Here is a 12,604-nt window from a genome sequence, read left to right as displayed (position 1 = left end):
CTCCGCCTGCTTAAGGCCGCCGGGCTCTGCGGGCCACCCAGCGTTATCACCCCCTCGTGCCCGGGGACGTGACCCCATAATCTTCTACGCCCGAGCTAGTTTTCCTCCCTTGCCACCTTATGCATTCACCGGAAGCCCCGCCCCCCTTGGCCCGTGCCAGGCCTCCCGGCCGGATCACGCCTCCTGGGGGATCCCCCTGTCGCCGGGCGCGCAGCCACAGGGCCCACTCCCAGCGGATCCGCTGCAGGACGCACTCCAGCGAGGGCGGACGCCCCAGTTGGCGGTGCTCGAAGAATGCCGCCGCCCGGCAGCCGCCACCGCAGAGGAAGCGGGCCCAGCATGGGCGGCAGCTATCCATGTGTGCCACGTCGTGCTCTCCCATGCGGTCCCCCACCTCCGGTCGGGTAATGCCGCGCCGTACGTCACCGACCAGGAAATCTCTCACCCCCACCAGCTGGTGGCAGGCGTACAGCTCTCCCCCAGGGGTCACGGCGAGGTATTCGCGGCCGGCCCCGCAGGCCGCCAGGCGCCGGGCCAGGCAGGGGCCGCCACCGGGGTCGAGTTCGAAGTGGTAGAAGCGTACAGGCCTGCCCTTCCCCGCCTGATGGTCGCACCACCGCGCCAGTTCCCCGTACTGCCCTGCCAGCACGGGCAGGTCGCCGGGGCCCAGCACCAGCCCGGCAGGCCCCCCGCACACCGGCTCCAGGGACACGTGGTCAAAGCCAAGCTCAAACAGGTAGATGGCGTCGCGGGCAAAGTCCGGGTTGCGCCGGGTGAACGTCCCCCGCACCCAGAGGGACGGGCCCGCCGCTCCCGAGGCTGCCAAGGCACCCGGCAGGTATGAAGAGGCAGCCCGGCGGGCGCCCCCGAGGGCACGCTCCCAGGTGGGACGTCCGTCCGCCAGGCGCCGCACGGCATCATGCACCTCAGGCCGGCCGTCCAGGCTCACCACCAGGTTGACTCGCTCCCGGCTCAGGAACTCCAGGCGCGTAGCCGTAAGATCCAGTCCGTTGGTGGTGAGGGTGAGCTGCACCTCCCCTCCCAGCCCGCGAGCCCTGTCCCGGGCGTACTCGATGGTGTCCACCACCACGGGCCAGTTGAGGAGCGGCTCCCCGCCGAAGAAGTCGATGGCCCACCGCCTGACCGGAGACGAGGGGTCGAGCAGCATGTCCACCGCTGCCCGCGCCACCTGGGGCGGCATCAACTCCGTCCCCCCGCCGTAATCGCCCCCCGCGGCGAAACAGTACGCGCACCGCATCTGGCAGGCGTGGGCCACGTGCAGGCACAGCGCCTTGAGCACCGGCCGGGGCGGGACCGGCACCGGCACAGGCGAAAACAGCAGGCCCCGTCCGGTGAGTTCTTCCAGCTCCCGCCGGGCAGCGCGGACGTGACGCGGGAGAACCTGCCCTCCGCGTTCCTCGGGAAGCGCCTGCGGGCCCCGCCGCACGCCAGGGGAGCCTTCCTCCGGGCGGGAGCCCTGCTCCGGCGGGTCGGAGCCCTCGACCATCTCGCCCAGCGCCGCCCATCCCGCCTCGTCCAGCACCAGCAGGGTGCCGCTGCCCGCATCAAATGCCAGCCGGAGGCCGTCCCGCACGAACATGTGCACGCGCGGTGGCAGGTGCGCGGCGCCCATCCTCACCGCCCGTCTTCCCCCGCGGTCGTCCCGCCCCCCGCTCAGCGGCAAGGTGATGCAGCCGCTCCCTGTTCCGCCAGGCCCTGGTGGACCAGACCCTCGGAGGCCAGGCCACCGCCGCCCGGGACCCCCTTTTCGGCCAGGGGGCAGGGCTGGTTGCTCACCGTGCATGAAGTCTTGCACGCCGACTGGCACGAGGTCTGGCACTCCTGGCACTCGCGGGGCAGGTCTCTCTGCCACCCCGCCGAGAATACCACCCTGACGTGCTCCTGCTCTTTGGTTCCGACTCTGTACGACACACTGCTCACCCCTCGGCCATTTTCGTTTCCCCACGGACCCACCGCGGATTATACTACGGCGCACCGTTCCATGAAACTCAACAATACCTGCAGTTACCTGCTCGTTGTTGAGAGCCCGGGCGAACACGGGACCGGCGGGTGCGGTGAGGGGGCTGCAGGGCAAACGTGCATATCGTAACTACGAGGGACGACGCATCAACAGGAAGCGACCAGCAAATGCTAACGGGGTGATGCCACACTTACGCAGCCACAGCGCTTCCCGGCGGGCGCCCGGCCCGGCCTCCGGGAATCGGCCGCGTTCACCGGCCTTTTTCGCCGGGAGGTCACTGGCGGCCGCAGCCGCGCTGGCTATCTGCCTGCTGCAGGCGCCCCTGGCCGGTACGCCGGTTCCTCCCCCACCTCTGCCCTGGCCCTCGCTTGCCACAATGGAACAGACGGCTGCCGTCACCCGAGAACTCACCTCGCCGGTGCCACCCGGGCCCGCTCGGGCGGCGGGCATCCGGTCGACGCCGGCTGGCAACGTCCGGCCCACCCGTGATACGGTGGCCGTAGCGTCGCGCAGCCGACCCCTGCTGGCCTGGCCCCTGGCCGGACCCATCACCTCGCGCTTCGGCTCCCGCTGGGGAAGGATGCACTGCGGCATCGACATCGGGGCCCTGGCGGGCACGCCGATCGGGGCGGCGGCAGCGGGCGTGGTCAAACGGGTGGCGTGGATCGGTGGCTACGGGTACACGGTGGAAATCGACCACGGGGGAGGAGCAACCACCTTCTATGCCCACCTGTCCCGGGCCCTGGTGCGTCCGGGGCAGGATGTGGAAAAGGGGGAACCCGTGGGCAGGGTGGGCGAGACGGGGCGCGTCACCGGTCCTCACCTGCACTTCGAATTGCGGCTTGACGGAGAACCGGTCGACCCCCTACCCTACCTGACCCGCTGACAGAACCGGCACCTCCGTGTCAACAGGCAGGCTGTCTCAATTCGCCCCGGCGGAGACAAGTCGCCGGTACGCTTCCTCTGGCGAGGCGGCACCGGCCAGGAACGCCTCGCGGTCCCCGGCCAGCACGATTTCGCCCCTGTCGATCACCACCACATGGGTGGCCAGGGCCTCCAGGTCGGCCAGGTCCTGGGTGGAGAACACCACCAGCCGCGTCTTCCCGAACTGCAGGACGATCTGCGTGAGGGCCCACCTGCTCTCCCAGTCCAGGCCGGCGGTGGGCTCGTCCAGTATGAGCAGGGAGGGATCATTGAGCAGGGCCTGGGCCAGGGTCACCCTCCTGCGCTGGCCGTGAGAGAGGGCGCGGCAGGGGCGGCCATCGCCCGCATCCAAACCCACCAGGCGCAGCACTTTCTCCACCCGGGGCCCCACCAGCGCCGGCGGGATCTCCTTCAGGGAGGCCACGTAGGCCAGGAAGGCGCGCGGGGGAAGCTCGGGGTACACGGCGGGGAACTGGGGGGCATAGCCCAGTCCGTCGCGATAGCAGCGCCAGTCCAGGGGCGTGGACAGGCGCTCCCCCCGGAAGTACATTTGGCCCGCGCCGGGCGGGTACACCCCGGCCAGCACCCTGAGCAGGGTGGTCTTCCCCGCCCCGTTGGGCCCCACCACCGCCCAGGAACCGGCGGTCAGGTCCAGGTTCACATTGCGCAGCAGCCACCGTCCGCCCGCCGCGTAGCCAACGCCCCGCAGGCTGAGCACCGCCATCTGTCCGCCGCCCTCCGGCACACTCCCGCACGGGCGCACAGGCGATGTTCCCCGCGCAACCACGGGCCGGGTCACGAGGGCGGTCCCGGACGGCAGCGCACGCTCTGTGACGCGTCGATCGACGCCCCCGTCAGCCACTTTGCGGCCTCCCCACCCAACGCACCATACCGGCCGACCACAGGGCGGCCAGGAGGGCCATGGCCCACAGCGCCACCTGCACGGCCGTCCAGCGCGGTTCGCCCGGCAACACCAGCAGCGAAATCCATCCCGGCTGCCGGCGCAGGAATACCTGCAATCCCCACAGGAGCACCACCGCGGTGGTGCCGTACCAGTATCCCCAGCGCAGGGAAATCCCCAGCGCCAGGCAGGAGAGGAACAGCAGGGGAGCCATCCAGCTCAGCACCACCTGCCACACCAGCCGGGGATCGGACCACCCCAGCAGGGCCAGGCTGGCCCCCACCGAGAGGAGGACGTCGTATCCCACCACTATGGCCAGCCGCCCCCACACCAGCAGGCCCGGCGTCATGGTGCAGGAGAGTTCCACCTCGCGGCACTCGGGGCTCTCGAAGCGGAAGCTGTAGCACACGCTCAGGGCCGCCAGCAGCGGTGCCAGGAACACCACCGGGAGCACCCCGGCCTCGGCCCAGGCGTAGGTCACCAGCGCCCCCAGCGCCACCACCACCGCACTCACCGCCCAGAAAGGCCAGCCCACCAGCCTCACCTGTGGGAGCAACCAGTACAGGAGGCCCACCAGTCCCCCCGGGCGGGCGGCCCGGGCTGCCTGCAGGCACTCCCGGAATCCCGCCCCGGCCGTGCTTCCCACGGGGTGCTCCTTAAGTGCGGCCACGAAATCGTGCACGGCTGCTTCGTCAGGTGCGGGCGCCTCCCAGGAGGCCAGCCGGTCGGCCAGCCGCAGCCACTCTTCCCTCCCCATCTCCCCACCCCGTCCGGCCAGAGGGGCGATCTCCCTCCGCATGGCATCGGGGGACGCGCACTCGCGCTTCATGCCCCCTCACCCTCCCTCAGCAGGCCGCGTAGAGACCTGATGGCGTGATGCAGGCGGGACTTGACCGTACCCACCGGGATGCCCAGGGCTCGGGCCACCTCCCCGAGGGACAGTCCCTCGTAGAACCTGAGGACCAGCACCACTCGCTGCTCCGGCGGCAGGCGCGACACGGCCTCCGCTACGTCCAGGACACAATCCGCCCCGGCCGGTTCACCGGCCCCCGTCATATCCGAGGGGAAAACGTGGCGGGTCTCCCAGGCCCGGTGGTGGTCCTTCACCACGTTGCAGGCGATCCGGTAGAGCCAGGGCCGGAAGCGTCCGGGTTCGGCCAGGCCCGGCAGGCCCTGCCACATGCGCAGGAAGGTTTCCTGGGTGAGGTCCTGGGCCAGGGCGACCGACCCCGTGGAGCGGTAGATGAATGAGAAGATACGCCGATAGAAGGCCGAGACCAGATCGCCCGCTGCCTCCCGGTCCCCCCGGCATGCGCGCACCACCACGTCCACACCGGGGTCGGGAGCGTGGCCGGTCGCGGGAGCGTTCCCCGTCAAACGTAGCGCTCCCTTCTCTCGCTCAGGATCAGGGTGACCGCCAGGAGGAGGGCGGCCAGCGCCAGCAGGAGCAGCCGGTTCTGCGTCAGGTCATAGTTGCAGATGGTGGCGGAGCAGGGCAACGTGCGCATGAACATGAACAGGCGTCCAGTCAGGCGCCCGCGCAGGAACCACTCCGCCACCCAGTACGCCACCGCTGCCGATGCCGCCACCGGGTAGCTCCTCCCCAGGACCCCGCCCAGCAGGGCCACCGCACCCAGCAGTAAGGCGGGAGGAAGGGCGCCGGTGACCAGTTCACTCGCCAGGGGCAGCCCCAGGGTGGAGCGCAGGGCCAGGGCGGCGGCGGCAATGCCCGCCAGCCCAACCCCCGCCGCCAGCAGGCACCTCCTGGCCAGAAGCCGCCAGCCGGCTCCCGGGTATGAGTTCACCAGTTCGGCCGTGTGCTCCTCCGGTTCCGCGGTGGCCACTGGGGCCAGGCAGGCGGCCATCCACAGGGGGCACCCCAGTTCCAGGAAGGCTCCGGCCACGTTCAGGCGGATGTGGGGGGGAGCCCCGGCGGTGTTGGCCCCCCACAGGGCCGCCAGCCCCACCCAGACCACCACCACCGGCAGCATGAGCTCCCAGGTGTACATGATGCGCAGGTCCAGCCAAGTGTCAGCCTTCCTCATCCTGGCCTTCCCCCATCTTCCCGAGCCGTCCCCGAGAGCGGCGCCACAGGGTCTGGCCGGCTGCCCCGGTGCCACCGCTATCGCAGCAGGGCTTCCACCATGGCCGCATCCACGGGCCCCCGTCCCGTCCGCTCGGCCACCACCAGTTCCCGCATCTCCCCCAGGATAGCTTTCACGGCCTCTTCGCCACGGGCCGATTCGATCTCGCCCAGCCGTTCCACCATGCGCCATACCTGCTGGTTCCATTCACCGGTGGCCGAGGCCTCCAGGTCCCCCGGCTCCGTCGCGACGCCCACCTGCAGGAAGTTCCTCATCAACATCAGGAAGTAGTCCGGTTGATCCAGAACGGGAGATCCACGGGCGACGCCCGCGCCCTCTCTGCCCGCCGGTCCCCCTTCGCCCCCGGGCACCCAACTGCGGGCGGCAGCCTCCTCCAGGAAGTGGCGGGCCACGAAGGCGGTGGCGGCGGTCCTCACCTGCCCGGCCGGGCGGGACTCGGGGGCCCAGAAACCGGTGAGCGGCGGCCACCAGGCGGGCACCACGTGCCGGAGGGCGGTGAGGGCGGGGGCATCGGAGGCGTAGGCGCCGGTTCCCCCATGTGCCAGCGTGTGCGCGGCACCGGCCAGGGAGGTCTCGTCAATCAGGATCACACCACCCGGGTGGGGCCCGCGATAGCGCGGGATGACCATGACGGTGAGAGGGTCAGGAAGACCCGCCGGCACCCACTTCCGGAAGGACTCCACCGCCGCCCCCAGGACCGGCAGGAACCCCTCGGCCAGCGGCCGGCCGGGCAGCGCGCAGAAGATCTGCAGGCCCGGTGCCGTAACCCGGTCCAGCCAGGGGCTGCCCAGCACGCTCAGCCCAGCTGGGGCCCAGCCGTGCCCTTCCGCACGTTCCCCGCTCCCGTGCTGCCCCTGATTCACCTCGGGCAGGCTCATACCCACCCGCACGCCGGGCGGTACCGCCATCTCCACGTCGAACCAGGCTCCCGGCTGGCCGTACCCGCAGTACATCAGGTAGGCCTGCCCGTAGTCGGGGTTACCCATGACGATACGCTCGAAAGCCTGATCTGCCCCGCGCAGGCGGGGATACCAGGCAAACACGCCGGGCAGCCACACTTCCCGGGGCGTCACCACCGCCAGCCGGTAGAATCCCAAGTTCAGGTAGGGCCACCACTCTTCGATGCGTCCCCGGTAGCCGATGCTCAACGCCCGCTCTTCGCCGGGGGCCAGGGGCCGGTCGAGCAGGATGTCGAGGACATCCCCCTGCCGGCGCAGCATCCAGCCCGCCCCCGCATGGGGAGCATCGACGGCAAAGTGCTGGTCCAGGGCCAGGGGAACGGCGCTCACCGCCTCCGTACCGCCGTTGCGCACCCAGCAGGTGGCCTGGACCTCGAGCAGGCCATCCCCGTGCAGGGCCCCGGTCAGGCGGTATCTCTCGATGCTTACACCCCGTGCACCCGCCGCTGCCGCCTCGCCGTCAGTGGCGGTGCCGCCGACCTGTGCCGTTGCGTGGTCGCGATAGGCGGCCAGGTTCCGCCCGGCTCCGGCCAGCACCAGCCCCGCCATCCCCGAGGTGCAGAGCAGCGTCACCACCAGCACCAGTGCAGCCGCCTTCGCGTAGGCACGGTTTTCCCGGGCACGGCCGCACAGCAGCACCGCGCCCACCACCAGGGCCAGCCCCAGGGCGGCGAAGGCCAGGTGGTGGAGCATCACCAGCGTACCCTCGGGGGCGGTCCCCCAGAGGTCCGAAAAGGAGAACACCGGCCGCGCTACGGTGAGGGGAGTGCACAGCCAGTCCAGCGTGTCCGGGATCCAGCCCAGCAGCCTGGGCGCCGCCTGCCTTACGGCCGCGACGGGAGGTGGCTCCACCAGGGCTATCCACACGGCGGCTGCCAGCGGATAGGCCAGCCGGCTCCCCCGCAGGAGGACCCAGGTCCCGGTCCCCCATCCCGCCGCCAGCAGGAGGGGACCGAGATACTCCAGGGCCAGGTAAGGCGCATCGCGGAACCACAACGTTCCGGGAAGGCCGGCCCGGCCCAGGAGGATGGCCTGTAGCACAAGCATCTCCAGGGCCAGGGGGGCGAAGGCAGCCCAGCCCGCCAGCCACCTCCCCACCACCAGGTGGTGCGTGCGGTGAGGGAGGGCATCGATCAGCTCCTGGCTCCGCTCCGCCCTGTCCCGACCGGCGGCGGCCACGAAGAGCACCACCAGCAGGCTGCTGAAGATGGGCCACATGCCATAGGCGAAAGCCCAGGGCAGCCGGCTGGGCGAGGTGGTCGCACTCCACAGATAGTAGCCGAGGGCCCCGTGCCAGGCCAGGTAGATGAGCCAGGTGGCCGGAGTGCGGAAGTGGAGCCGCAACTCGTTGCGGAAGACCAGCCAGGTCCGCGCCATCACCGCCACCCCCTGTTACCGCCCGCACCGGCCGGGGCCGGCCGGTCTGGCGTGCCGCCCACGCCACGCTGGCCCGATGCCGCGTCGCCGGCGAAGCCCGATACCAGGGCCACGTACCCGTCCTCCAGGGTAGGTTCCACCGGCCTTCCCTCTCCCCAGGGACTTTCGCGGCTCAACAGGCGCACCTCCGCCCCGCCCGGCATCATCCGCGTGCTGATGGGGTGCAGGCCCCGGGGCGGCCGGCTGATCCGGTCGATGCGCTCGTCGGGCACCCACAGCTCCCAGACCAGGCCCCCGGCCACCCGGCGCAGGCCGTCCGGGTCGCCAAGGAACACCAGACGCCCCCGGTTCAGGACCCCCACCCGCAGGGCGATGGACTCGACGTCGGCCACCACGTGGGTGGACAGGATGACCACCCGTCCCCGGCCCAGTTCGCTCAAGAGGTTGCGGAAGCGGATGCGCTCCTCGGGATCGAGGCCCGCGGTGGGCTCGTCCACAATGAGCAGGCGCGGGTTGCCGAGCAGGGCCTGGGCGATACCGAGCCGTCGCTTCATCCCGCCCGAGAGGGCCCCCACCGCACGCCTGCGCACGTCGCCCAGGCGGGTGACCTCGACCACCCGGCCTACCTCCGCCCGCCTGCACGCCGGGGCAATGCCCTTGAGGCCGGCCACGTACTCCAGCACTTCCGCCACCGTCAGGCGGCGGTAAAGGCCGAACTCCTGGGGCAGGTACCCGAGGATCCGCCTGATCTCGTGCTGGTCCCTGCGCACGTCGTAGGGGCCCACCCTGGCCCTTCCCGCCGTGGGCGGGAGCAGCGTGGCCAGGATGCGCATCAGGGTGGTCTTCCCTGCCCCGTTGGGGCCCAGCAGCCCGAACAGCCCCTCCCCGATCTCCAGGTCCACGCTGTCGAGGGCCACCACCCCGCGGGGGTATCGTCGGATGAGACCCTGCGTCACCACCCGGAGCCCGTCGCCGCTCCCCCCGTCGCGCGCCGCCACTCTATGGCCGGCAGCCACCCCACCGCAGGCGGCGCTCCCCGCCGCGCCTCCCGTCGAACGAGCCATGCCCGTACCCGCCACGTCATGCAACCACCCTTCGCCCACGCCCGGACGGCGTTGGGTTTCCCCTCCCGGAAGCCAGGACGCAGCACGGCACCAAAAGGTTCACTCCCCGGAAAACGAGCTTTTCCATAGGCGGTGGCGACGGCGAGCCGTCGCGAGCGACAGGCCGGAACCCCGACGGTCCCAGTCTGGTACTTATGGGAACCTCGCTTCTCGGGGCAGTTCACCACCACCTTCCCGGCGGGGGCTGGCGGCACTTACGCCGTCCGCGCCACGGCAGAGGATGCGGAAGGTTACACCGCCTCGCGCACGGTGTGGTACGACGCGACCACGGGCCTGTGCAGCGACACGGGCCCGCACCCACGTGTGACCGCATGGCTCCCCCTGGGTGCGGGATCGGTAACCGTCCTCGCCGTGATCTTCGTGCTGCGCACGCTCCGCCACAACCGGAGTTAGAACCGGTGGTCGAAGCCGATGCACAGGTGGACGCCCGGTGCCCCCGGCCGTCCACCGGTTGGCAGGCGCTCCCCTGACCCACCGCCCCGGCCACGCGGGGCTAGCGGCACGGGCGGGCGTGCCCCACCTTATCCGGAGATCCCGCCGTCCGGGCCGGCCGGGGCGCGTGCAGCAGGATGCCCGCGCCACAGACGGACGCCATACACGAAGGCGGCCAGCCACACGACGACCCTGAGCACAGGCTGCAACAGGTTGAGCGGGTAGTCCAGCAGCTGCTTTGCGAGGTTGACATGGAGGAACCAGGCCGTCGCCCCCAGGATGCAAACCTGAGCGGCGATCCTCCCCCACCCGGGGGTTTTCCCCGCCAGGAAGCGCAGGAGGCCAGCCGCGGCCAGCAACGCTACCAGCATGGCAAGCCATACGGTCACGCGGTTGGTGTACCTGCCGAACCACATACCATCTGTGGAAACGTAGGCGACGGTAAGTTCCTCGCCGGGCAAATCGCCAAACGTCCCCACGAAGTCACCCTGCCCATAACTGAGGGGGAGGTTGCTCGCCACTCGCACGCCTTGCGGGACCCGTACCCGCACTTCCAGATACCCGAAATCCGCCCAGTGCCGCGCCGGGCTCAGGAGGTAGCTGAAGTGGAAGACCGGGTTGACGTACCGCCGCGCGTCGTAACCGCACCGGCCCACGTACGAAACTTCGAGATCGGCCCGCTCCCCCGCCTCCAGCACCAGGGGGAAGAACACTGCCCGTGGCGTACCGACAGTGGAATGGCGGGGCCGGTATAGCTCCCCCGTGAAGGGGTCCAGGCCCGGCCATGGGGGCGTGAAGCCCGGCACGGCAGGCGAGGGGTCGTCGCGGACCGGAAGCGTCTTCCCGGCCAGGCGAACCTGCCAGTCCGCGGTGCGCGACCCCTGGCCCCAGCCCAGGAAGGCCACCTCCAACTCCTGCCTCTCGCGAGAGCGGTTCTCCAGGCGGTACACGGCCCGCACGCGGGCCTCCGCGTCCCACGCCCCGCCACCCCGCGGAGGTAGCCCCAGGTGTATCGTCAGCTCCTCTCTGAGAATGGCGACCGGCACGTTATCTGCCGCCACCACCATACCCGTCGCCACGGCCTCCTTGCGCACCGGTAGCGCGTTTGCCCTCGCCACGCCGGGGGCAAGGCACACCGCGAGGAAGCAAAGGGTGCTCGTGAACCCGACCACGCGCCTCACGCTCCTACCCCCTTGAAGCGCTGGGGCTGCGGGTAGCCCTCCGGATCAACGGGCGGCCCGGAAGGAGAGATGGCACCGTACCGTGCTGGCCTGTCCCTCGCCACCAGGAAACTCAATGTCTGCCATCCACTTCCAGACCGTAGCCGCGCTCAACTGCACCCTGACCTCGAGGTCGTCGCCCGCAAGCCGCAACAGCACACGGTCCACGGGCGACTCTCCCGCCGGGCGTAGCGCTCTCCCTGCCCTCACCCCCGGACCCGGGGCCGCGTTCCGGAAGGTGAGCACCAGTTCTCCGGTATCGGCATCGAATGCGCTGGTACGTAGAGGGGTTCCTCCCAGCACCCGCCCTCCCGGGCATCGTACACTATGAGGTAGGGGAAGCGATAGGCTCCGCAGTCCGCTCCCCCGCGCGCCAGGAACACCACCCGTCCGTCCTCGAACCGGTTGAAGCGTGCCGTCTCGGCCACGCCCACCACCGCCTCCATGCCCGACGTGGACTGGTCCCACAGCCAGTAGAGCACGTCGCGCACCCACTTCTGCTCCAGCAGCCATCGCCCACCGCCCAGATCCCAGGCCCGGGTCACCTGCCAGGCCGGGCAGTCCGCCGTCCCCCGAAAGCCAGGCGGGAGTCCGGCGTGCAGGGCGACGGTGTAGTCGGCCTGCGGCCCCACTATGTGCACCCAGATGCGTCCCGGGGGGAGCGGCACGGGAGAGGGGCGACCAGGACCCTCTTCCAGCACCAGGGGCTCCCCGAACCTGCGCGCCCAGGCCACCGGGATCTCCCTGCCGCCCACATGGAGTAGTGCCCGTCCCCCTTCCCCGGCGAAGACCCCGTGCGGGAAGGCCCCCGAATCGAGGGGTCCGCTCCCCTCCTCTGCGAACAAGACCGCCAACGCCTGCACGCGGGCGGTCGCACCCCCGACCTCCCGGCGGTAATGGCGCCCATCCCAGTGCCACCGGAACACCTCCGTGCCGTCTGCCCTCCCCGCCACCACCTCCGGTGCGGGCGCCCCGCCACCGTGCCTTCCCCTCAGTAACTGCCACCCCTGAGCCGGCGACCCCCCCTGCCCCGATCCCGCAGGCTGGCGTACCGCTTCTTTCACGCTGACGTACCGCGCGGCGGTCGACTGGACCAGCACCGGTGGCCCACCGTACCTCCGCGCGTATTCCTGCGCGTCAGGCCCCAGCCCCGCGCATACCACGCGGCCATACGGCCGCGCCAGGTCCATCCCGCCCCGGGAAAGGGGGGAAACCGGCCCCACCGGAAACCCGGGATCGCGGGTGAACACGGCCAGGAACCGCGGGGCACCCTCCTCGTCCAGCCACTCGAATACGATGTCCGCCTCACCCAGGCCCCGCAGGCGGTTCTCCGGTTCACCGGGTGCTCCCCCATCATCACGCATATGGGGTGGGGAAGTCGCGCCGCCCAGCCGCGGTACCCGACCAGGACTGCCGCCACCGCCACGACGGCCAGCGTCGCCCCCAGCGCCACTTTGCCCTTCATGCTTCCTCACCGCGGACGTCTCGTCGCTACCCACGAACGTCCTCGCGCCTGCCTGCCTCTACTCCCCCGAAAACGCCGCTACGCCGCGCACTCCAGATCCTGGAGGTCAACTTTGT

At 70.8% G+C, this 12,604-nt stretch carries 11 protein-coding genes and 1 pseudogene; 1 reads left to right on the top strand and 11 read right to left on the bottom strand.

The window, feature by feature from the left end; all coding sequences use genetic code 11:
- Nucleotides 1-46: 46 nt before the first annotated feature.
- Entirely contained in the window at nucleotides 47-1,633 is a 1,587-nt protein-coding gene (locus QME70_06245; GenBank protein ID MDI6894192.1) for an SPASM domain-containing protein, read from the bottom strand.
- A 146-nt stretch (nucleotides 1,634-1,779) separates the two neighbouring features.
- Nucleotides 1,780-1,890, bottom strand: a pseudogene (scfA, locus tag QME70_06240) (six-cysteine ranthipeptide SCIFF).
- 467 nt (nucleotides 1,891-2,357) lie between these two features.
- Between scfA and QME70_06235 the strand changes: the two are divergent.
- The gene (locus QME70_06235; protein MDI6894191.1) at nucleotides 2,358-2,867 is read left to right on the top strand and encodes a M23 family metallopeptidase; all 510 of its coding nucleotides are present in this window, start codon (nucleotides 2,358-2,360) and stop codon (nucleotides 2,865-2,867) included.
- Nucleotides 2,868-2,903: 36 nt separating this feature from the next.
- On the opposite strand, the gene QME70_06230 is transcribed toward QME70_06235, so the two are convergent.
- The 9 genes from QME70_06230 to QME70_06190 form a co-directional block, all read right to left on the bottom strand.
- Complete coding sequence (locus tag QME70_06230; protein MDI6894190.1) at nucleotides 2,904-3,629, bottom strand: ATP-binding cassette domain-containing protein; 726 nt, start codon at nucleotides 3,627-3,629, stop codon at nucleotides 2,904-2,906.
- Nucleotides 3,630-3,759: 130 nt separating this feature from the next.
- Complete coding sequence (locus QME70_06225; protein ID MDI6894189.1) at nucleotides 3,760-4,635, bottom strand: hypothetical protein; 876 nt, start codon at nucleotides 4,633-4,635, stop codon at nucleotides 3,760-3,762.
- On the bottom strand, nucleotides 4,632-5,183 hold the full coding sequence (locus tag QME70_06220) for an RNA polymerase sigma factor (GenBank protein ID MDI6894188.1): 552 nt from the start codon (nucleotides 5,181-5,183) through the stop codon (nucleotides 4,632-4,634). The genes QME70_06225 and QME70_06220 overlap by 4 nt, the downstream gene beginning before the upstream one ends.
- Nucleotides 5,180-5,851: a hypothetical protein gene (locus QME70_06215; GenBank protein MDI6894187.1), complete on the bottom strand. Its 672-nt coding sequence runs from the start codon at nucleotides 5,849-5,851 to the stop codon at nucleotides 5,180-5,182. Before QME70_06215 ends, QME70_06220 begins: the two co-directional genes overlap by 4 nt.
- Before the next feature lie 77 nt (nucleotides 5,852-5,928).
- Nucleotides 5,929-8,247 carry a hypothetical protein gene (locus QME70_06210; protein ID MDI6894186.1) on the bottom strand — a complete coding sequence of 773 codons (2,319 nt, stop codon included), beginning with the start codon at nucleotides 8,245-8,247 and terminating at the stop codon, nucleotides 5,929-5,931.
- A complete protein-coding gene (locus QME70_06205; GenBank protein ID MDI6894185.1) occupies nucleotides 8,247-9,326 on the bottom strand; it encodes an ABC transporter ATP-binding protein in 1,080 nt (359 codons plus the stop codon). The genes QME70_06210 and QME70_06205 overlap by 1 nt, the downstream gene beginning before the upstream one ends.
- 566 nt (nucleotides 9,327-9,892) lie before the next feature.
- The gene (locus QME70_06200) at nucleotides 9,893-10,984 is read right to left on the bottom strand and encodes a hypothetical protein (protein ID MDI6894184.1); all 1,092 of its coding nucleotides are present in this window, start codon (nucleotides 10,982-10,984) and stop codon (nucleotides 9,893-9,895) included.
- A 45-nt stretch (nucleotides 10,985-11,029) separates the two neighbouring features.
- Nucleotides 11,030-11,191: a hypothetical protein gene (locus QME70_06195; protein ID MDI6894183.1), complete on the bottom strand. Its 162-nt coding sequence runs from the start codon at nucleotides 11,189-11,191 to the stop codon at nucleotides 11,030-11,032.
- 38 nt (nucleotides 11,192-11,229) lie between these two features.
- Entirely contained in the window at nucleotides 11,230-12,387 is a 1,158-nt protein-coding gene (locus QME70_06190; GenBank protein ID MDI6894182.1) for a hypothetical protein, read from the bottom strand.
- Between the last annotated feature and the right edge of the window lie 217 nt (nucleotides 12,388-12,604).

The sequence above is a fragment of the Bacillota bacterium genome (assembly GCA_030019365.1).
Taxonomy (GTDB): domain Bacteria; phylum Bacillota; class Sulfobacillia; order JACIYH01; family JACIYH01; genus JACIYH01.
The sequence above is the reverse complement of the archived record's forward strand: the minus strand, read 5'-3'. Positions and strand labels throughout refer to the sequence as shown.